This window comes from Acinetobacter schindleri CIP 107287 (genome assembly GCF_000368625.1).
GTDB classification, from domain to species: domain Bacteria; phylum Pseudomonadota; class Gammaproteobacteria; order Pseudomonadales; family Moraxellaceae; genus Acinetobacter; species Acinetobacter schindleri.
On record NZ_KB849578.1, the window covers coordinates 45551 to 64078 of the forward strand.

Below are 18528 nucleotides of genomic sequence, written 5' to 3' on the forward strand. Positions count from 1 at the left end.
GGCCATGTAATTAAAGCAGCACAAGAAATGGGGGTTAATCCAAATCTAGCCGTTTCTATCGCTGCTGTAGAAAGTTCATTTAACCCAAGTGCTATTTCATCATCGGGGGCAACTGGCTTAGGGCAGTTCACACGTGGGGCATGGTTAGATCGGATTAAGGGAGCAAAGCATCCGGAGTTAAAAGCTTTGCAAAAACTTTCAGAAAAACAGCAATTGGCATATCGGGATAATCCACGATTAAATTCAATTGCTTTAGCTGAAAATATTATTGTTGCAGAAAGACGCATTCAGAATGCTTTTAAAGCAAATGGAATTGTTAGTCAGGTAACACCGGCTGATATTTATGCATTGCACAATATTGGGAATCCTGGAATGTCTGTAGCAGCAAGGAAGGGGCAAATGGCAAGAACGGCCGTAAGTGCATCTGCATTGAACCTAAACAAAGGCTTATATATTAAAGGGAACCAAACTACTGCAAAAGAGTACATGAACCAGGTAACGAAGAAGTTAAACCAAGGTATGTATGATATTCAGAACGGAAAAAGCCGGAAGTAAATAGATATGAAAAAACCGCATTTCGATGCGGTTTTTTTTGGCAATAAAAAACGGATCTAAAAAGATCCGTTAGTGACTTTATATAGAAACATACAAAGACATCGTAATCAAAGTATCTTCTGTATTCATTGCAAGGTCAAGTGTCAGTAAAAAAATTAAATTAATATGAACCTAGTTTTTTACGAAGTTCTATTTCAATAAATACGATTAATATAGTTGTAGCGAATAGCTTAAGCATAGTTTCAATACTTATATTCATTGCAAGTATTGAATGATAAGCATCAAGAACAAAGGTAAGAAAATTATAAATTAGCGAGAATAATAATAAATAATATAAACTGCGTAATTTGGTTAGACTAGACATAAATTTATGTCTAATATTTTGGATGTTTTTATTTTCCTCATAGCAGTTTTTGCAAATTAAAAGGTGTTCATTATTGCCAGTTGAAACAATGATTTTTTGACAATCATGTTGTGTACAAAAGTATTCAGAGGTAGGAAGAAAATTTGTTTGAGTAACCATTTTTGCCTTTAATATTTGATTTAATGAAATAAGAAATCTGTAGGCGGTGTCTACCGCCACAGCCGGGATCTTCGCCCTGTCCACCTTGCTACTCGCTGATTACAACCATCCCTTAAGTCGGTTCATCCGTGGTGGCCACAGAACAAGGTTTCGGGAGCAATAAAAATCTGTGATTTTTTGCAGCTCACTAATACCTTGTGACTGCAACAAATAAAAACTGCATATTGGCCAATAATTTACATTCAACTATGCGACAAAAATGACAAAAGCTAATGTACAAACAAATGCAAGCGTATATTTTGTCGATGTATAAAACCATGAGTAAATAAGCTCATTTTTCTCAGGTTTATTGTTTATGAACCTTGCTAAACCGAGCAATACACAAATCAAAGTGGTAGCAATAGTTGCAAACCACAGACCTAGCTTAAACCCATAAAACAACATTGATAAATTTGTAATTTCAGCATTTGAGTGAACATAAGTCATAAAAAAACTGAAAAAGAATAATCCAATTACAAATTTCCAAATGAAGATATGGACATTGGCTTTTTTCATCTAAATTCACCTTAGTAGGCATATCGCATAATTAATTAAAACTCACACAATAAATAGCCTAAGCACGTCCATCAACATTGTGCTTCATAAACTGTTGAACACTAATTTGAAGGTGTTCTTTCTCAGTAAGTGGTTGGCCACTAACATTAATACGTGCCGGAAGGAATGTCGTTTTATCATTTAAATGAGAAAGTAGATCCTGGTCAATTGAAACAACATTTGTAAGAACATTAATGAAGTCAGGATCGTCATGGTGATAAGTGGTTTTAATAGAAAAGGCAGCAGTAATTTTTTTGTTATTCGTAGAGTTGTCAGCAATACAAACTGAATATAGATAAGGTAATTCAGAATACAAAGAATGATCTAAATCATGCATGAAATGAGTTAGGGATTCACTAGAATTAAAATAGCAGTGAAATAGTAATAACGTAACACCGCCTTTTTCATTTGCGATAGATGAAACTGTTTTCATAAATATTCTCCTAATTTAGTTGCCTTTTATTTGAAATTGATCAAGTGAATTTACAATAATTTGGTATTTTCGATATTGTCCGTAATGGATTCGTATAGTGCCAGTAGCACAGACTTTTTTATTCAGGAATGAGCTTTTAGGGAAGGTAGAACTAGGATAAAAAAAATAAAAGTCCTGATATGGGTGGAATTTATTTAAGTTGATAAAAGTGTGATCTTCTCTCGATACAATATGTACTGCTTTGCCACAAACAGTTGCCGTTTTCCCAACGTAATCTTTTGTCTTTTCCGGTGGTATAACATCTGCAAATAGAGAAGATGAAACAGTAATAAGAATACTTAAAGGGATTAAATATTTCATAAATTAAAAAAACCTTAAATTATAGAAAACACAATATATTGTGTAGATCCAGGTTCCGACCGATACTATATGTAGTGTTTAAGCTTTTGAAACAACCCAATAGAATTGTTGAACAACCAATAAGAATCCAAAAAATATTAGAGCATGGGAAATCCAAAAATATCTCGTAGTTTTAGATACCACGGTGGATGTGTCGATTGCTTTTTCAGGAAAGTATTTAATAGAACGAAGAGCTGTATTAAGTTGTATAAATTTATTTTTGACGTGCATTAAAACAAAGAAAACAAAAAGTAAAAATAAGATAGAAGGCACAGTTGCATGAAGAACATCAAAGCGACTATATCCAGTCATCATTTTTAACATGTTACTTGGAACTATAAATCTAACTGTTTCAAGGAATGGTTTAACCTGGTAATTAACAAAAAGTATTGTTGGAATAAACCATAAAAAAAATGAAAGGCATTGCAATAATTGCTTATTAGTAAGTAGGTCAGAGCGTTTAGAAGTGTGTGGTTTAGCCATTATATTTACCAACTAATTGCGGTGACGCAACGCTTTATTTTCCTAAATACTGATTGTGAAGAGGGTGAGCCGGCAAATCAACTATATTCTGAGGATCGTTATTCAGAATAGGGCTATTCGCTGCATCGTCACACCACTGTTGAGCTGCACGTTCGTCTCGAATAACATTAATGCAAAGAACAAAGATCCTGAAAAACAAAAAGCCAAAAACAATGCCACAAATAGGATTGAAATAGAGAATTACAGGCACAAAAGTAACCAGTAACAACCCTACAAGAAAGGCATTAATGATCCATAAAATAGAAGACATTAGACTACTCCCCATTCAGAGTAGAAACATATAGATATGTTTTATTGTTGCTCAACTATCAAGGCAGCAATATTGCCCTGAAACGCTAAAGACGCAACTCGATAACCCATATTATATATTTCAGAAATTGATAAACGATTTTGACTAAGTTCAGGACATAAAAATTTAACTTCGTATATGTTGCTCATTTGGCTTGAAACGCTTGTACATGCAGTACCTTTTTTAGCTGCCATTGCATTAGAAGACAAAGCAAGTGTTGAAGCTGCAAGTGTTAAAGCGATTAAAGTTTTCTTATGCATTGTTCAATTCCTTTAATTAAGTGATTTGGATTTAAATTCTTATCTAATAGGGTAAGTTGAGATTCAGATTGAAGTCAATTTCTTTAAACGACAAAAATTTGAAAAGTGTTTAATTCTTGTTTGTATAAAAGCATAATATAAGCTCCAATTTGAAGCTTAACTATAACTGATTAGGAATTGATATGAAAAAAGTATGGGTTTTATCCGGGTTAATTATTGCTGTTTTAGTAAGCGGGTGTACCACAATGCAGCAGTCCGATTATAACGGTGTTGGCCAGTGCCGTAACGGTACTGTTAATTGCGGATCTTGTTAGAAAATTAAAGCTAGAAAAGGCATATCATTTATGATAATTTAATGAAATATTTAGGCTTCACTATGAAGTTGAATAGGGCTTTTGTCTTCGATATAAATATTAAAGGCAGAAAAATTAAAAGCCCAAGCAGTCGGTAAACTACTTGGGCTTAAGGTTTTAGCGGAAACTAAGACCAGTATTTTTAGGGTGGCAACCCAACAAGACAAATATACAAGTAATGGATTGGCGTTCAAACTTGTACTGTGCTAGAACAATAATACATGCGGTTTTTTCATTTCGCAAGTGTATTTCAGCATAGTGATGCGTCTTGTTGGTTATAACAGGACAAGAATTATGTTTGGAATGACAGCTTTAAACAACCAACAGCAAAACAATGAATCTTTAAATACTGTTTTAAAAAGATTTTATGAGAATTTGCCAAGTAAACCTTACTGCACCAATGGTTTTGAGCTAGAAGGCTTAAAAATTAATAGAAAAATAGAAGCAGTAAAAAAACCATACATTCAATACAATCACCCAATGTGGAAGAAATACATCATTGTTGATATAGATCTTCCTGGCGCAGTCGTTGAATGGCTTTATGAAAAATCACATTTACCTGCACCAAATATAATAATAGAAAACAAAGATAATGGCCGGGCACACTTCATTTATGAACTAATGGACGCTGTATCGTTCACAGAGAAAAGTTCAATTAAGGCACAACAATATTATTCAGCAGTAGAAAGAGCGCTCACAAGAGAATTAGAGGGCGATGAACGATACACCGGATTAATCGGTAAGAACCCTTTATCTAACCAGTGGCGTGTATCAAGCTTCAAAACAGAACCATATCACTTAAAAGACCTGGCATCTAAATTAGAACTTAATCCAGTTAATGTAAGATCCCTTGAAAAAGCACAAAATGATGATGATGTAATTTGCGGTCGGAACGATGAAGTTTTTCATTCTGTAAGGCGCTTAGCATACAAAGACGTTCGAGAATTTAGAAATAGCGGTCGAGTATTCACACACTGGTTCAATCATGTGTTGAGCCTGGTTAAAGAAAAGAATAGTAATTTTATTAATCCTTTGGATTACAAAGAATGTTGCCACATAGCTAAATCAATTAGCAATTACACCTTTAAACACGATCAGAAGTGCTATGAGCAATTTGTAGAGCGACAACGTGCAAAAGGATCTAATGGTGGAAAGAAGAAATCAGCGAAGTATGAGGCCGTTAGAATTGCAGCTAAAAAGCTTTTCCGAATGGGCGTAAAATTACTCGACATAGCTGAGAAACTAAAAATATCGTATAGAACAGTGCTTAGATATACAAAAGGACTGGCCAAGCTAAAGCTTTTGGATTTCAATGAGATAAATAAATCTCGCACACACGCATTGGCGAAAAAAAGCATGGAGCGTAGCGGAATGCATAAAAGCTCTGAGCGCAGCGAAGGCATTAAAATGCTTTGTGACACTAGCCAAAATCAGGTATTAGCGCCTAGTCGTGCTTGCCCTGCCTTCTTGGGGATCTTTTTAAAAAACCCTAAAGGCATGAAGCTTAAAATTTTGAATATTGATAAAAGAGAAGATTCAGAAGTTAGTTTTTATTATTGTGGATTTAGTTAAAGAAATACTGCTTAGGCTAAGTGCTTAACGATGTTCTTTATATAGCACTTATTGTATCAAATTTTAAGCGCAAGTATCAAAGATTTCAGTAAGTTATATCTATTTGTTTGTAAGGTTAATTGATTATGCGTTACAGAATTATGGATGGTTTAATTCAAGAAAGTAAAGCCTATCCAACAATGCCGGCAGGGTTCAAAACGTTTGAAAATGAATCTTTTGAATATTACGGACTGAGTTCAACTTTAGATATTTATTATGTTTTTAAAGATGATACAGGTACTTTTCATGAATGTAAGAAAGCACATAGTTATGAGGTAAGGGAAAGAAACATACCGGATCATTTAATTTATAACGATGAATCGGCAACTTTTTTAATCTGCAATCTTGATCATCCGTATTTTAAAGTGAAACCTAAAAATATAACGGTCGAAGATCTGGCCAAAGCACGTAGCGAATTTATTGCTAAATATAACGTTCTGATTTTGGATATTGAAGATCGGCTTAGCGAAGAATTTAACGGATCAGAAAGTTCTAACAGTGTTCTAGTGAATGAGTTGTATCAAAACAGGATTGTAATTGAAAGGTTGAAATTAAAACTTTTCCAATAAGTTAGACTTGTGAAAATTGTTGCGGTGACGCAACAATTTTATGAAAAACTTTTGTTGGCGAAAGTTCAAACCGGTTAAAGATTAAACTTTATAATAGTGTTGGATGGGAGGGCTTATGCAATTTGATGAAAAAGAAAGAAGAGAATATGACCTTAGATACAATTTGCTTGTATCAATTCAATATGAAATATCCATGTATCAAAGTCTGATTTTAAAGCAATATCAGGAAAATCAAAAATCTAAAAACATAGATGACTTTGTGCTGTTAAGTGAGCTACAAGCTAAATTGACAGGATATGAAACAACCGTGTTAAGACAGATTTATCACGATATTTCTTTAAGACTTGGAGGGAAACTAAATGAGGGATAATTTCGATAATTTCATTAAGGGGCTTGTTAAGTTATCAAATGCTCATTGTACTGAGCAAGAAAAACCAAAGGCGATTATTGCAATTGGTGAGCAAGGTTCAGGTAAAGAAGTTTTAGCTTTACAAGCTCAAGATGAGTTATCTCATAGAGGTGGTAGTGTTTTAGTTGGTACAGATTACTATAAAAGTTATACCGAGAATTACACATCTGAAATTTCAAAAAACGATATACAGGCGACAAAGAACTCAGAAAAAGAAGCTAAGTACCTATCAGATAAAGTTTTAGATAATGCAATCACAAATAAAAATAATGTTGTGATAAATGAAAAAAGTGAAAATCCATACGACTATAAAGAAGTCACAGATAAATTACATGCGAATGGTTACGAGGTTGAAGTTCGAGCTATGGCCACGCCACATGAGCAGAGCCTAATAAGAAACAATACACAGTATGAAGATCAAAAAGGAAATTTAGGGTTTAGTGATCATAAAACCATTAAAGACTTCGATCCTAAGTCAGTTGAAGAAATTCTATCTTCTTCTGAAAGCGAGAAAACAGCAGATAAAGTTAAGGTCTTTGATCGGGTTGGAAATCAAGTTTATACAAATGAGTTAAATCCGGATAAAGAAACTTGGTTCCAAGATCCAGGTGCAACAGATACGTTTAAATTTGAGACGAACAAACCGTTGTCAAAAAGTGAATATCAATACAATCAGGTTGCATGGGAACAATTGGTTCACATGAAATCATCTGCCAAAGCACCAAAATCAGAAATTGAACAAACTATTGCCGAAAAAGAAGCACATAAAGAAAATAAATTAACCGTTGATGGTGTAGATAAGACGGAAATAGGCAACTTAATTATTAAAAGCCCCGATGTTTATAAAGGCATTCAGCAAGGGCAATTGGTTGATCAAGATGAAAGTCAGGTATTGATGAAGATTAACCGATTTACCGCAATTAGATATGATCGAGACAAAATTCAGAACGCACAAGATCAAGAATTAGAGATTGGCCAACAGCTCTTTATGAATCATGGTGGACATGGTGAATATCATCTAATGGATCAAAAGGAAGCTCAACAACAATTAGAACAAGAGCAACAAATTTCACAGGCACAGAATCAGCAGCAGCAAGATCTTGAACAGGATTTTACGAGGTAACTATGTTAATAGAGGTAAGTGGTTTAGAAATAGATTCTTTAGCAGAGAATATAAAAGATATTTTGAGCCAAGCGTATGCAGATCGGCAGCGTCCAAAGTGCTTATGTGTTCCTGGTGGCGTTCCTTTATATATCGCAAAAATTAACAATGCATATATTCTTAAGAGAATGCCTAACACTGGTGGGGCGCATAGTCCTGGGTGTGTCAGTTATGAACCGCCACATGAATTGTCAGGCTTGGGAGAAGTTCTTGGCCAAGCTATACAAGAGAACCCGGAAGATGGTTCGGTAGCGCTTAAATTCGATTTTGCGCTAACAAAACGTGGAGGGAAAGCACCACCACCGCCAAGCGGAAAAGAACATGATAGTGTGGCTACAGATGGGAAAAAATTAACCCTCAGAGGATTACTTCATTATCTATTTGAAGAAGGAAAGCTTAACTACTATATACCTAAAGAAAAAGCTAATAATTGGTACTATGTACGCAAACAATTATTAAGAGCTGCATCCGATAAGTCAGCTAAAAAACAAGATCTAACTCAAACGCTTTATATACCTGAAACTTACAATCATGAAATCAAAAAAGATATTGCAGCAAGACGTATAGAGCAATTAGCACATTTACATTCAAAAACTGGTGCTCAAAATTTAATGATTGTGATTGGTGAAGTGAAATCAATTGAAAAAGCTCGATATGATTTTAAATTGATTGCCAAACATTGCCCGGACTATCATTTTTTTATGAATGAAGATGTACACACCAGGATCAATAAGCGTTTTATTAAAGAACTAGGTCTGTGGAATAACTATGGTGATCAATGTCATCTAATGTTTATTTGTACAATTTTAAAGACCCCAAGTGATTTGCCTTTAATTCAAGAAATCTCATTTATGTTGGTAAATAAACAGTGGATACCTTTTGAAAGCAAATATGAGTACGATTTAATCGAAGAAATGATTGAAAGTAAGCGCCAGTTCATTAAGGGGTTAAGGTACAACTTACCAAGCAATAAGCCCTTAGCTTCGTTGGTTGCCGTTGACACAGTGCCAAAACCTACCGGTATGTATATAATTCCGTCAAATGAAAGCGAAGCTTATATTCAAGGCATTGAACAAATGATTGAAGAAAGCGACTATGCTGCATGGCAATGGGAGATAGAGAAAGCTATGCCTGGATTGCCGGAAAAGGATTTATTGAGTCAAAGAGGTGAGTAGTTGAAAATTTCATACGCTTTTTCATGTGGACGTGTTGAAACGTTATTTAAGCTATCAAATTATTTAAAATTTGGTGAAAAGAATAACGTCAACCAAGAAGAGGAAGTTGTGAAACAATATAGAAATTCAGTTTTTTCAGGTAAATCATTTGAAGAAACTGATCTATATCGACAGATTGAAAATGAAGAAAATACAGTTATTAAAAATCGGTTAAGTTCAGTATTTAGGGAAAACAAAGGAAGTGTTACAGATCCATTTTTAACCAAGGATTACACAAATGGTGTATGGCACGAATTAAACGATTACAAACTTGCAGTTAGATTCTTTAAAGCTAAAGAGTTAATTAATTCAAAGCACATCACAAAAACCGGAATGCAAATGACTGTTCGGGATATTGCTGCTTTAACTGGTTGGAACCAGGGAAATATTAAAACGATTTTAAATCATAAAAGAAGTGCCGTACCTACAATGGTAACAACACTTGAGAAATTAGCAGAAGAGTATTAAGCTTTAGTGTGTTTTTGGTGTATTTAATATGATAAAAGAAAATTTAATTTATCCAGTCTTGAAAGAGGTTGATCAAGGAATGATTAACCTTCACTCAGAAGATTTTAATATCACAGTTCATGTATTTGATGAAGATATTATTAAAGGCATTAGTGAAATCAAAAAATCAATTATTCTTAAGATGATGGAGTTATCAAAGAATAATGAAATTATTCCTTTACCAAATTTTAAAGATATAAAAAACAAAGAGATGATCTATTTAGAAATTAACTCAGACTTCATTAAAGCTAATACTGAAAGAGTGAATATGACTATTCCAAAGAACTTGTTGGCACTCATTGATGAAATTGGATTGAATAGAAGTAACTATGTTTCTAACCTTATATGGCAAGATATATTTAAAAAAATTAGTAAGTAATTTGGCTTAAGTTGATAGCGAAAAAGAATAACTTATAAATTATAATTAGATAAATTTACCGCAAGGTTAATAATAATACTTTGAAAGAGGGTGTGTTTCTGGTGTATAATGAGGGTATAAAGCTAATGGCTTTGAGTACAGAAATGAAAAAAACGCATAAATTTTGGGCTTTCGCTAACGATATAATTCATACAAGTGGTGATGAAGTTGATCTCCATAGTGTTGAGGTTGAGATAGCGGAAGAAGTCTTAAAAGAGTTGAATGACCAAGTTGGTTATTTTAAATCTAAAAATCTATCACAATATTTTGCTTCATATAGTTTAAGTGATGCAGAAAGGAGTAATGTCAATTTAAGTTTTCATCACCCAGGTTCAACGATAACAGATTTTGGATTAGTCTGTAATATTGGCGGTCTTTTTGCTAAGTTCCATTTAACGTACAGCGATAAAGATGCCAGTCGAAATATCTATTATTTTGTGAAATTGATTAACTATCAATAAGCAAATACAGGTTGTCACAAGGTATTAGTGAGCTGCAAAAAATCACAGATTTTTATTGCTCCCGAAACCTTGTTCTGTGGCCACCACGGATGAACCGACTTAAGGGATGGTTGTAATCAGGGAGTAGGAAGGTGGACAGGGCGAAGATCCCGACTGTGGCGGTAGACACCGCCTACAGATTTCTTTCATTAGTAAGCCATAAGAAATTTTATTTAGAAATTGCAATACATTCAAAGATGAATTAATATAACCTAGGTTATATTTTAAAACACAATCAAACCGAAAGGTTAGGAGTAAAGAATATGAAACGTTTAAGCGAACTTTTAAAATTAAATCCTGGGTTCTTAATTGAAGCACATGGAAATGGCCATAGCCGTTATTTTGCTGCTTGTGGTAGTAAGCGTAAAAAAATTAAAATCACACATTCTCTTTTTGAATACGCAAAAAAAGCAGATCTATTTCCAGTGGTAAATAAGCACTTAAATTTAGTTAAGTGATAAATGACAGCTATGCAATGGATCTTCTTATAAGTAGGGCTTAAGATTCATTTACGGTGGAAAATATTGCTATGTCAGACTTATATTTACAAGAAAGAAAACTGATTGCACTTATGGCTCAGGGAGCATTAGAAGGGGTGCGATTTAAATATCAAGTGGAAAGTACCAGTGGCGAACTATCATTGAGGTTCGAATTCAATGAGAAATTCTTTTATGCTTCACGTTCACTATATGATGAACATTTAAATGTTAAAACCTGGCCGAAAAAAGCTGATGCAATTTTATTTCTGAAAAACATTGGTTACACAGGTGAAGTTAAAGAGGATGTAATAAGTATGCCGAACCCTGAAAATGAAGATCATCTATTAAAACGTGCTGAACATACTCAGGATTACAACCAATTTAAAACGGCTGAATCACTGGCAGCAGAATTAGTGTTTAGTGAATTTGCAGATCGTTTTAATGCTATTGAAGACGTACAGGAAAATTCAGAATTAAGGAAAGAAATTACCGATGAAATAGCACTGCTAATTTCAAAAGCACTTGAATTTTGGCCTAACAGAAAGTAATTCAAAATGAATAAAAATGAAGCAGATGAGATCGTTGAAAAAGGACTTTCAAGATTAAATTTGAAAGCTGAAAATGATGCAAAAAGAAGAGCAAAAACACTCAATGTTCCATATATGGATAAAGATGAACTGAATAAATTAGTGGACAGAGGGCTTTTGCGTTTATCGAGAAAATCTGAGATCCAGGCAAAAGAGAAAGCGAATGAAGAATATCGTAAATTAATTATTGGTGGTGCTTGCGTTCTTTTGTTTGTTGTTCTTTATTGTCTCGATGCTTGGATTAGAATTCAAGACGAGGGCGATTACACTAGAATGGCGTGGGGTATTCTTGGGGTGTTTGTGGTCAGTATTTTGTTCTGTTGGTATAAATGCTTTACTAACTTTTTTGGTGGTCAATCACGGACAAAAAACAGTGAGCTTGCCATAAGATACATGTGCTTTGCTGTGATAGGGTGCGTTTTAATGTATTTGTATATTGGGTTCGCCAGGGTTAATTTCGGGGTTTTTGTGTAGGTTATTAAGTTGCGTTGACGCAACAAATAAATAGATAAAAAGCACATATTTCTCTTCTAATAGTTTGAAAAGGTGTGTTTTTGGTGTATAATTGGCAGTACATACCGAAAGGTAAGGCTTAAAGGAAACGAGAAAGGGCAACCCTATGAAAAAATTAGTCGTAAGTAATCGTAAAGGCGGTGTTGGTAAGACATTTATTAGCACACACTTGGCTTATTCAGCTTTAGAAAAAAAACTAAATATCTTGTTTCTTGATAATGACCCTCAAGGAAATGCAGGGGATAGTTTAGAAAAACATGCAACCCATGTTTTAAGCACAATTGATATTTTCACAAAGAAAATTGATTTTTCTTCAATCTGCAAAGCTAATGAGCAAAATTTTGTTGTATTCAAAGGCACAGATGATATTGAAGAGCTTGAAGTTGAGCACTTGGAAAATCTGATTGAAAACATCAATGCTGCTGATGAATACTTTGATATTTGCTTAGTAGATACACCGCCAACAAGCGGTAAACTCCAAAACTATTCTTTCCTAATTTCAGACTTTATTTTAAGTCCGTTCCAATTAGATAGTTATTCATATACTGGTTTTGGAACGTTAATTGAACGTATCTCAGAAATTCAAGAATTAAACCCAAATATCCAATTTCTAGGCTTTATCCCGAATTTGGTTGACCTAAGAAGTAGTTTTGATCGAGGTCAATTGAAGGAAGTAACAGAAGCGTATTCAGGGTACATGTTCGGCTCAGGCGCTTATCTTCCATTACGAAATCCAGTGAAGGTTGCCAACCATACAGGGATGCCAGTATGGAAAGTGAAAAATGGGGCGAAGACTGGTAAGTTGGTTCGCCAGTTGAATAAAGCGATCTTCGATAAAGTGGGAGTTTGAGCATGTCAGGTAATAAAGGATTAGAAGCGCTTAAGGGTGCTGTAGGTAAGTTAAACAATAATAACTTGGCCGGTAAAAAATTGGTCATTCTTCAAATTGGTGATGTTGAGGCTGATCCTGAAAATCCACGTCAAAATTTTGACCAAGAAAAAATTATTGAATTGGCTATGTCAATTGCAAGCGTAGGGCAGTTGGAACCAATTAGCGTTCGTGATAACGGAGAGAGTAAAGGGAAATACTTTACAAACTTTGGTGCTAGACGTGTTCTAGCAATTCAGTGGCTAAAAGAAAATATGCCGGAAAACCCGAATAGCTCAACAGTTGAAGCAATCATTAATAATGATTTTAGTAGCTTAGGTAAGTTGGTTGAAAATATTCAACGTGAAAACTTAAGCGCTACAGAAATTGGAATTCGCTTAAAACAGGAAATTGATGAAAAAGGCTTAACACCTAAAGAATTGGGTGAGCAGTTAGGGAAAACAAAAACTTGGATTTCACGCCATTTAAGTGTGACAGAAGTTTCTGATTATGTGAAAGACCTAGTTGCTCAAGATGTGGTTTCTAATGTTGAAGTGATTTTAAACATCGAGAAACTATATAAGTCGAATGAAGAGGATCTTAAAGAGCGTATCGAGTCGTTTAAGAGCGAAAATGAAGGCGGTGGTACTATCACACTGGCACTAAGTCGCAAGTGGCTTAAATCAGCAAATGGTGATGATAATGAGGATGTTCAGCATAGTATTGTTGATAACGCCCCTAAAGTTGAAACTGTAGTAGAAAACGAAGACGTAAGCCAAGATGACAATGTACAAGGCTCTAATGCGGTTGAAACTACAGTAGCAAATGCAAATGATGCAAGCTTTGCATTGACTCAATCAGAAGACAAAGGCACTGATGCTGTAGATGACTCAAACTCAGATATTGATAAATTAAAAAGCTTACAGCAAGACGCAGAAAGCTTAATAAAGTCTAAAAAAGAGCAGGGCAAAAAAGATGGTTTTTTAAGTGTAGAACTTAAAAAAGAATATGCTCATGGCGCATTGACTGGCTATCAAAATCTTTATGATTTAGCTATGGAAAATGAGGATGAAGCAGAAGCACGTCTAAGCAGACAAGTCTTGAAAAGTTTTTCAGGCCAAGACATGAAGGTTAATTGGGAAGCTGTAGGAAATTACCCAAATCTTTTAGAAGAGATTGGCCAAATTGTAGCGAGTTATCAAATGGCCGGCTATGTTTCTCCAAAAGAGCTAAAGAATAAGGAAGTTGATGCTTTAATCAATCAGCGAGAATTATTTTAAAAAAACAAGGCGGTCAATGACCGCCTTTTTAGGTGATACATGAATAAATACGTCAATTACTACAATCGTAAAACACTGGAAGAAATAGACTTCAAGAAGCCTGGAAAAAAAGCTTTGATCTATGGTTTTTCAGCAATTGCTTTAGGTGTATTTGGTTGCTTACTTGCACCTTTGGCAAATCTAAATATTTATTCAGAAGGTAATCTTTTTTTAGCGGTCGTAATAGGCTTGGTTATCTTTGGAATATGTTTTAGTAGTTATTTAAAACTTAAGCGGTTAAATACAGCAAAAATCAGTGTATTGGCCAATGTTAAAGAAATTGAATCTAAACTTTTTGTTGAAAACTCAGTTTTACCGGAAACAACACTTATTGGGATTACCAAAGATAATCAATTGTTTGTTATGGGTAGAAATGAGGATGAAAGGTATTTTACATTTATAGCCAATCATAAATATTTGCACTTTTCAGAAGCATACCTGGGGCAAAAACAAAAAGAAGATTTAGAGCAAACTTTGCAAGGTCAGAAGAAGTTTTACGTCATCAAAGAAAGCCTATAGGAAAATGCCATGCCAACAAGTCAGAATGTCATCGCTGTTATTGTGAACCATGAGTTCCAAGATCAATATTTCACTAATGAAAAAAGTTTTAATGAATATGTCGAATCTGTAGCCGGAACCGGCAGTGAAGTTAAAGCAATGGTTGTACCTTTTTATCAATTTAAAGGATTGTTGAAAATTCAGGAACTCGTAGGGGTTCATCCTGATTTCAATACAGTCATGATTGAAATTGAACGGTTAGATCCGGATAAAAAGGCGATGGTGTACAGCAACATAGGACAAATTAACGAAAATGCGTTTTCAAAGGAATATTTTGATTATTACGTTAAAAATATGTTGGGGCTTACCTCAGATCCGGACTTTGAACCTGAATTCGCTGAAAAAGATCAAACGCTAAGTTATGTTGATTATCTAAAAACACAAGTAGCCTTTTTAAATGAAGTAATTGGAATGATTGAAGGAAACAGAACCGGAGCTACCAATGCAAGCGAAAATATACAATAGGGGTTCAAGCATCGGTGGATTTCTAACCCTGCTACTGCTAATTGTAGTTATTTTATGGTGGGGGAATGGCTTCGTTGCAATTTCAGGAGAAAATACAACTGAGCTAACTAAAGCGATCAATGAGATTGATTCACCAGTATTTAAAGAAAGTTTCACGGCTTTAGTGAAGCGAGATATGGAAGATGGAAAAATCTCAAACAATGAAATGTATAAGTTATCTGAAATTTATAATGGTTGGGAAGTTGCCAAGTCTACCGGGCAAGAAGCAACTTACAGCAAAAATTTGTTTGATCAAGTAAACCCACCACCTAAAACAAAAGAGCAGATAGACTCAGAAAATAAAACATTTACAATAATAAATAGTTTTATTTTGGGTTTTGTTCTTTTATTGATAATTGTTATTCCTATGAAAATGTTCCGGATTAGTTCTTCTTAATTTAAAGGCAATGAAAGAAATCTGTAGGCGGTGTCTACCGCCACAGCCGGGATCTTCGCTTATCCACCTTCCTACTCCCTGATTACAACCATCCCTTAAGTGGGTTCATCCGTGGTGGCCACAGAACAAGGTTTCGGGAGCCATAAAAATCTGTGATTTTTTGCAGCTCACTAATACCTTGTGACACTATTCAGTATCTAGTTGAAAGTAAGAACGTTGGTTAAGCTATGAAGCAATTAGCTCGTTGCTGTTTTTTAGTATTGGCATTGGTTAAATTTGAAGATGTGTATGCTTTTGATGTTAAAGAGAGCAGTGAGTGCCAGGCAATGGTTCAATACGCTTTATCAAAGCATGTGGAATATTCAAAAGGAAAGACCATATCAGAGCTATTGGATCAAGAAGAAAGTAGCCAGGATAATGAAAAGCAGAAGTTTTATAAGTCATTAGTTGTTGAGATTTTAGACACATTTGCCGTATGGGATGATCCTGTTGAGAGAAAAAGAGTTGATGAAGAAATAAGTGATCATTTCTTTTCAATATGTGATCCGGAAAAAATTAAGGGGGTTTTCAAGTAGATGAAAGAATTTATTGTAGATAGTTATAGCATGATTTCAGTTTTAGCAACTAACAACGCAATGTTGGTTATGTTGGTAGTTTTACTTTCATTGATTGGATATAAGCTTTCAAAATTCATGGGATTAATTAAAAATCTTGTTGGCCTTGGGCTTTTCCTGGGGGTTATATATTATCTGCCAATCAACGATAGATTGAACAAAGATCTTTTAAACCTGGCTGCATCGGTGAAGGAAAATCATGTGATAAATTCTGAATTTGAAAAATACAGAAATATGATTTGCAGTGAATCAGATAAGATTAATTTGTGGGAATATAAGCAACTTTCAGATGCTTTCATTAAAGACGTGGACAAGCAGTTGGAAGAGAAAAAAATGTTCTCAATTAATAATGATGAAATTTTCAATGTAAAAAATATTTGTGGTTCCTAATAGCATAAATCACAAATACATTTATAATTTTGTGATTTATTGTGTGGGTTGGAATATGTCAAAGACATTTAGATTTACAGACCAGGAAGAAGAAGCTCTAAACAATGTTTCATTATCGGTCAATAAGGCGCTTGTACAGGCCGGGAAAAAGCCGTTGAGGGATAGTGAGATATTCCATGAAATTATCAAACAGACGCTACTGGATGGATCTATAGCGGTAACAGAAGAAGGTACTCTTAAGGTTGAAGCTAAAAAATAATATAGCGTTGATTAACGTTCGCAAATTAAAAAAGGAAGCATAAACGCTTCCTTTTTTAATGAAGGTTCATGTCTTTGGGTTGTTGTCTTCATTTTTTGATTCAGGCGCTTTGATAAGTTTTACAGCCAACTTTTGGGCTAATGTTGAGATAGCCATTAAACCAACAATAAAGAAAAGTGCTATGACAGCTATGTGCATGAATGATGTTTCAAATGTCTTCACTGTCTCTGAGATAAGTTGTACAACCTTGCTAAATAAGTATGCAAAAACAGTTAATAAGACGGCATAAATAATACTTACTTTGATTGGGTAAACTAATTTTTCTTTTTTCATTTTTTTCTCTTAAGTTATAAAGGCTGCAATAGTAGAAATTAACGCAGAAAAAATAATCAGTGCCGGATACCATTTATAAAAGCTTTTTTTCTCGAATCTATCTTTATAGAATGTTGTAGGTATGCCAAATAAAGAAATTAAAAAAACGAAACCATTTAAAAGCGTGGTACTCAGTGATACATGGCCTATGGTAAAAAAATTGGCATAATTTGAAATAACGCTAAAGAAAAGAAAAGGCATCCATAGATACACTCTATTTTGAACTAAATGCCTATCAAAACTACCAATGTCAGCATCTATGGTTCCATCCCTTTTTTCTTTAAAAATAATATCATAGTATTGAATATTGTTTTTTATATGATTAAAGAAAGCTTGTTCATTGGGTTCTAGGTCTTGAAATTTAACATTGAATAATTCAATTGAAAACAGTCTTGCTTGTAGTACGTCTGGCCATGTATCAGGTTGGTTTTGATCAATGAAATTTGGAATCTTACAATCAAATACGTTAGGTTTTTTGTCAAATGACACGTGAAATCTTCCTTTTAAAATTGTTGGTTTTTACGAGTGAGCAAGGAATAAAGGAAAGAACGTTCCTTATCAATATCTGATAGATGGAAAAACGGATCTTCAATCTTATATAGTTCCGGTGAACTATTATTGTGATATATGTTTCCCTGCCTAAATTGTACAGTATTGATTATTCCCTTGGGTGATATTTCAAGAAACCCCCATGATTTAGGGATTAGATTAATCGGAATTAAACCTTCGGGTGCAAGGTATAGGCGATAATTTCCAACACCTTTATCTTGGTTAATTCTTTCAGGTTTTTTAAAGTCTCTTTTAAAGTCAATCAAGCTTGTTTTGCATTCAATAATCAGACTTGTGTTTGATCGGAATGCTAATACATCCGGAATCTCACGACTTCCAGTAGTTTTAAGCTCAGTGGTAACAATAGGAAACTTAAGGTTCTTTTTAACCCATTTGGCTGCTATTAAAACAAGCTCATTATGTGTAAACATTTTATAACTCTTCAATGACAACTTATCTGTTTCAGAAAATGACACTGAATGTGTCGCTAATCCCTGAAAATGACACTAGATGTGTCGTTTAAAGGAGGAATTAATCGTAAAAATTCACGATCTAAGGTGCATTTAAAAAATGACACCGGATGTGTCGCAAAATTCAGGATATGACACCGGATGTGTCGCATAAATGACAAACTATGTGTCGCCAATGACAAACTATGTGTCATCCAATGACAAACTATGTGTCGTCCAATGACAAACTATGTGTCGTCCAATGACAAACTATGTGTCGCAATACGATGACTTTAATAGCCAGTACATAAATAAGAGTGATCAACAGCTT

The 18528-nt window shown here is 34.4% G+C and carries 30 protein-coding genes; 20 read left to right on the forward strand and 10 right to left on the reverse strand.

Annotated elements, in window-relative coordinates; all coding sequences use genetic code 11:
• Positions 1-9 precede the first annotated feature (9 nt).
• The gene (locus F955_RS13115; protein ID WP_228127698.1) at positions 10-555 is read left to right on the forward strand and encodes a transglycosylase SLT domain-containing protein; all 546 of its coding nucleotides are present in this window, start codon (positions 10-12) and stop codon (positions 553-555) included.
• A 160-nt stretch (positions 556-715) separates the two neighbouring features.
• Here F955_RS13115 and F955_RS13120 read toward each other — a convergent pair whose 3' ends face one another.
• The 7 genes from F955_RS13120 to F955_RS16425 form a co-directional block, all read right to left on the reverse strand.
• Positions 716-1138: a hypothetical protein gene (locus F955_RS13120; protein WP_155757529.1), complete on the reverse strand. Its 423-nt coding sequence runs from the start codon at positions 1136-1138 to the stop codon at positions 716-718.
• Positions 1139-1324: 186 nt separating this feature from the next.
• A complete protein-coding gene (locus tag F955_RS13125) occupies positions 1325-1633 on the reverse strand; it encodes a hypothetical protein (protein ID WP_004895603.1) in 309 nt (102 codons plus the stop codon).
• A 58-nt stretch (positions 1634-1691) separates the two neighbouring features.
• The gene (locus F955_RS13130) at positions 1692-2105 is read right to left on the reverse strand and encodes a hypothetical protein (RefSeq protein WP_004895605.1); all 414 of its coding nucleotides are present in this window, start codon (positions 2103-2105) and stop codon (positions 1692-1694) included.
• A gap of 15 nt (positions 2106-2120) precedes the next feature.
• Complete coding sequence (locus F955_RS13135) at positions 2121-2465, reverse strand: hypothetical protein (protein WP_004895609.1); 345 nt, start codon at positions 2463-2465, stop codon at positions 2121-2123.
• Between the two features lie 78 nt (positions 2466-2543).
• Positions 2544-2987: a hypothetical protein gene (locus tag F955_RS13140; protein ID WP_004895610.1), complete on the reverse strand. Its 444-nt coding sequence runs from the start codon at positions 2985-2987 to the stop codon at positions 2544-2546.
• A 34-nt stretch (positions 2988-3021) separates the two neighbouring features.
• Positions 3022-3297: a hypothetical protein gene (locus tag F955_RS13145; RefSeq protein WP_004895612.1), complete on the reverse strand. Its 276-nt coding sequence runs from the start codon at positions 3295-3297 to the stop codon at positions 3022-3024.
• Between the two features lie 41 nt (positions 3298-3338).
• A complete protein-coding gene (locus F955_RS16425) occupies positions 3339-3596 on the reverse strand; it encodes a hypothetical protein (RefSeq protein ID WP_004895613.1) in 258 nt (85 codons plus the stop codon).
• A gap of 647 nt (positions 3597-4243) precedes the next feature.
• On the opposite strand from F955_RS16425, the gene F955_RS13150 reads away from it, so the two are divergent.
• The 19 genes from F955_RS13150 (at position 4244) to F955_RS13240 (ending at position 16827) form a co-directional block, all read left to right on the forward strand.
• Positions 4244-5521: a replication initiation protein gene (locus tag F955_RS13150; RefSeq protein WP_004895614.1), complete on the forward strand. Its 1278-nt coding sequence runs from the start codon at positions 4244-4246 to the stop codon at positions 5519-5521.
• Between the two features lie 125 nt (positions 5522-5646).
• The gene (locus tag F955_RS13155; protein ID WP_004895616.1) at positions 5647-6129 is read left to right on the forward strand and encodes a hypothetical protein; all 483 of its coding nucleotides are present in this window, start codon (positions 5647-5649) and stop codon (positions 6127-6129) included.
• Between the two features lie 115 nt (positions 6130-6244).
• On the forward strand, positions 6245-6499 hold the full coding sequence (locus F955_RS13160; protein ID WP_004895618.1) for a hypothetical protein: 255 nt from the start codon (positions 6245-6247) through the stop codon (positions 6497-6499).
• Positions 6489-7661 carry a zeta toxin family protein gene (locus F955_RS13165; protein ID WP_004895620.1) on the forward strand — a complete coding sequence of 391 codons (1173 nt, stop codon included), beginning with the start codon at positions 6489-6491 and terminating at the stop codon, positions 7659-7661. Before F955_RS13160 ends, F955_RS13165 begins: the two co-directional genes overlap by 11 nt.
• Positions 7662-7663: 2 nt before the next feature.
• Positions 7664-8875: a DUF1173 domain-containing protein gene (locus tag F955_RS13170; protein WP_004895621.1), complete on the forward strand. Its 1212-nt coding sequence runs from the start codon at positions 7664-7666 to the stop codon at positions 8873-8875.
• Positions 8876-9382: a hypothetical protein gene (locus F955_RS13175; protein ID WP_004895623.1), complete on the forward strand. Its 507-nt coding sequence runs from the start codon at positions 8876-8878 to the stop codon at positions 9380-9382. It abuts the gene before it with no gap.
• Positions 9383-9410: 28 nt separating this feature from the next.
• Positions 9411-9800 (forward strand): type II toxin-antitoxin system HicB family antitoxin, encoded by a 390-nt coding sequence (locus tag F955_RS13180; protein ID WP_005401852.1) that lies wholly within the window; start codon positions 9411-9413, stop codon positions 9798-9800.
• A 125-nt stretch (positions 9801-9925) separates the two neighbouring features.
• Positions 9926-10300, forward strand: coding sequence for a hypothetical protein (locus tag F955_RS13185; RefSeq protein ID WP_004895626.1), 375 nt, complete (start codon positions 9926-9928; stop codon positions 10298-10300).
• A 302-nt stretch (positions 10301-10602) separates the two neighbouring features.
• Positions 10603-10797 carry a hypothetical protein gene (locus F955_RS13190; RefSeq protein ID WP_004895628.1) on the forward strand — a complete coding sequence of 65 codons (195 nt, stop codon included), beginning with the start codon at positions 10603-10605 and terminating at the stop codon, positions 10795-10797.
• Positions 10798-10853: 56 nt separating this feature from the next.
• Positions 10854-11366, forward strand: coding sequence for a hypothetical protein (locus F955_RS13195; RefSeq protein ID WP_228127697.1), 513 nt, complete (start codon positions 10854-10856; stop codon positions 11364-11366).
• A gap of 6 nt (positions 11367-11372) precedes the next feature.
• Entirely contained in the window at positions 11373-11879 is a 507-nt protein-coding gene (locus F955_RS13200) for a hypothetical protein (protein ID WP_004895633.1), read from the forward strand.
• A gap of 145 nt (positions 11880-12024) precedes the next feature.
• Positions 12025-12768: a ParA family protein gene (locus tag F955_RS13205; RefSeq protein ID WP_004895637.1), complete on the forward strand. Its 744-nt coding sequence runs from the start codon at positions 12025-12027 to the stop codon at positions 12766-12768.
• A gap of 2 nt (positions 12769-12770) precedes the next feature.
• The gene (locus F955_RS13210) at positions 12771-14066 is read left to right on the forward strand and encodes a ParB/RepB/Spo0J family partition protein (protein WP_004895638.1); all 1296 of its coding nucleotides are present in this window, start codon (positions 12771-12773) and stop codon (positions 14064-14066) included.
• Positions 14067-14105: 39 nt separating this feature from the next.
• Positions 14106-14624 (forward strand): hypothetical protein, encoded by a 519-nt coding sequence (locus tag F955_RS13215; protein ID WP_004895639.1) that lies wholly within the window; start codon positions 14106-14108, stop codon positions 14622-14624.
• Between the two features lie 9 nt (positions 14625-14633).
• The gene (locus F955_RS13220) at positions 14634-15128 is read left to right on the forward strand and encodes a hypothetical protein (RefSeq protein ID WP_004895640.1); all 495 of its coding nucleotides are present in this window, start codon (positions 14634-14636) and stop codon (positions 15126-15128) included.
• A complete protein-coding gene (locus tag F955_RS13225; protein ID WP_004895641.1) occupies positions 15106-15564 on the forward strand; it encodes a hypothetical protein in 459 nt (152 codons plus the stop codon). Before F955_RS13220 ends, F955_RS13225 begins: the two co-directional genes overlap by 23 nt.
• Positions 15565-15791: 227 nt before the next feature.
• A complete protein-coding gene (locus F955_RS13230; protein ID WP_004895642.1) occupies positions 15792-16139 on the forward strand; it encodes a hypothetical protein in 348 nt (115 codons plus the stop codon).
• On the forward strand, positions 16140-16568 hold the full coding sequence (locus F955_RS13235; protein ID WP_004895643.1) for a hypothetical protein: 429 nt from the start codon (positions 16140-16142) through the stop codon (positions 16566-16568).
• A 55-nt stretch (positions 16569-16623) separates the two neighbouring features.
• Positions 16624-16827: a hypothetical protein gene (locus tag F955_RS13240; protein WP_034429785.1), complete on the forward strand. Its 204-nt coding sequence runs from the start codon at positions 16624-16626 to the stop codon at positions 16825-16827.
• Positions 16828-16893: 66 nt separating this feature from the next.
• Here the strand turns inward: F955_RS13240 and F955_RS13245 are convergent, their stop codons facing one another.
• The 3 genes from F955_RS13245 to F955_RS13255 are packed head-to-tail and all read right to left on the reverse strand — an operon-like array spanning position 16894 to position 18179.
• Positions 16894-17160, reverse strand: a complete 267-nt coding sequence (locus F955_RS13245; RefSeq protein ID WP_004895645.1) for a hypothetical protein — start codon at positions 17158-17160, stop codon at positions 16894-16896.
• Positions 17161-17169: 9 nt separating this feature from the next.
• Positions 17170-17688 carry a hypothetical protein gene (locus tag F955_RS13250; RefSeq protein ID WP_004895646.1) on the reverse strand — a complete coding sequence of 173 codons (519 nt, stop codon included), beginning with the start codon at positions 17686-17688 and terminating at the stop codon, positions 17170-17172.
• Positions 17689-17702: 14 nt separating this feature from the next.
• Positions 17703-18179, reverse strand: coding sequence for an MmcB family DNA repair protein (locus F955_RS13255; protein ID WP_004895647.1), 477 nt, complete (start codon positions 18177-18179; stop codon positions 17703-17705).
• Positions 18180-18528: the final 349 nt, after the last annotated feature.

What these genes read in the sequence shown, in the direction of transcription:
- F955_RS13125 (WP_004895603.1), bottom strand. Translation starts at nt 1,633, where the DNA reads ATGAAAAAAGCCAATGTCCATATCTTCATTTGGAAATTTGTAATTGGA.
- F955_RS13130 (WP_004895605.1), bottom strand. Translation starts at nt 2,105, where the DNA reads ATGAAAACAGTTTCATCTATCGCAAATGAAAAAGGCGGTGTTACGTTA.
- F955_RS13135 (WP_004895609.1), bottom strand. Translation starts at nt 2,465, where the DNA reads ATGAAATATTTAATCCCTTTAAGTATTCTTATTACTGTTTCATCTTCT.
- F955_RS13140 (WP_004895610.1), bottom strand. Translation starts at nt 2,987, where the DNA reads ATGGCTAAACCACACACTTCTAAACGCTCTGACCTACTTACTAATAAG.
- F955_RS13145 (WP_004895612.1), bottom strand. Translation starts at nt 3,297, where the DNA reads ATGTCTTCTATTTTATGGATCATTAATGCCTTTCTTGTAGGGTTGTTA.
- F955_RS16425 (WP_004895613.1), bottom strand. Translation starts at nt 3,596, where the DNA reads ATGCATAAGAAAACTTTAATCGCTTTAACACTTGCAGCTTCAACACTT.
- F955_RS13150 (WP_004895614.1), top strand. Translation starts at nt 4,244, where the DNA reads ATGTTTGGAATGACAGCTTTAAACAACCAACAGCAAAACAATGAATCT.
- F955_RS13155 (WP_004895616.1), top strand. Translation starts at nt 5,647, where the DNA reads ATGCGTTACAGAATTATGGATGGTTTAATTCAAGAAAGTAAAGCCTAT.
- F955_RS13160 (WP_004895618.1), top strand. Translation starts at nt 6,245, where the DNA reads ATGCAATTTGATGAAAAAGAAAGAAGAGAATATGACCTTAGATACAAT.
- F955_RS13165 (WP_004895620.1), top strand. Translation starts at nt 6,489, where the DNA reads ATGAGGGATAATTTCGATAATTTCATTAAGGGGCTTGTTAAGTTATCA.
- F955_RS13170 (WP_004895621.1), top strand. Translation starts at nt 7,664, where the DNA reads ATGTTAATAGAGGTAAGTGGTTTAGAAATAGATTCTTTAGCAGAGAAT.
- F955_RS13180 (WP_005401852.1), top strand. Translation starts at nt 9,411, where the DNA reads ATGATAAAAGAAAATTTAATTTATCCAGTCTTGAAAGAGGTTGATCAA.
- F955_RS13185 (WP_004895626.1), top strand. Translation starts at nt 9,926, where the DNA reads ATGGCTTTGAGTACAGAAATGAAAAAAACGCATAAATTTTGGGCTTTC.
- F955_RS13190 (WP_004895628.1), top strand. Translation starts at nt 10,603, where the DNA reads ATGAAACGTTTAAGCGAACTTTTAAAATTAAATCCTGGGTTCTTAATT.
- F955_RS13200 (WP_004895633.1), top strand. Translation starts at nt 11,373, where the DNA reads ATGAATAAAAATGAAGCAGATGAGATCGTTGAAAAAGGACTTTCAAGA.
- F955_RS13205 (WP_004895637.1), top strand. Translation starts at nt 12,025, where the DNA reads ATGAAAAAATTAGTCGTAAGTAATCGTAAAGGCGGTGTTGGTAAGACA.
- F955_RS13210 (WP_004895638.1), top strand. Translation starts at nt 12,771, where the DNA reads ATGTCAGGTAATAAAGGATTAGAAGCGCTTAAGGGTGCTGTAGGTAAG.
- F955_RS13215 (WP_004895639.1), top strand. Translation starts at nt 14,106, where the DNA reads ATGAATAAATACGTCAATTACTACAATCGTAAAACACTGGAAGAAATA.
- F955_RS13220 (WP_004895640.1), top strand. Translation starts at nt 14,634, where the DNA reads ATGCCAACAAGTCAGAATGTCATCGCTGTTATTGTGAACCATGAGTTC.
- F955_RS13225 (WP_004895641.1), top strand. Translation starts at nt 15,106, where the DNA reads ATGCAAGCGAAAATATACAATAGGGGTTCAAGCATCGGTGGATTTCTA.
- F955_RS13230 (WP_004895642.1), top strand. Translation starts at nt 15,792, where the DNA reads ATGAAGCAATTAGCTCGTTGCTGTTTTTTAGTATTGGCATTGGTTAAA.
- F955_RS13235 (WP_004895643.1), top strand. Translation starts at nt 16,140, where the DNA reads ATGAAAGAATTTATTGTAGATAGTTATAGCATGATTTCAGTTTTAGCA.
- F955_RS13240 (WP_034429785.1), top strand. Translation starts at nt 16,624, where the DNA reads ATGTCAAAGACATTTAGATTTACAGACCAGGAAGAAGAAGCTCTAAAC.
- F955_RS13245 (WP_004895645.1), bottom strand. Translation starts at nt 17,160, where the DNA reads ATGAAAAAAGAAAAATTAGTTTACCCAATCAAAGTAAGTATTATTTAT.
- F955_RS13255 (WP_004895647.1), bottom strand. Translation starts at nt 18,179, where the DNA reads ATGTTTACACATAATGAGCTTGTTTTAATAGCAGCCAAATGGGTTAAA.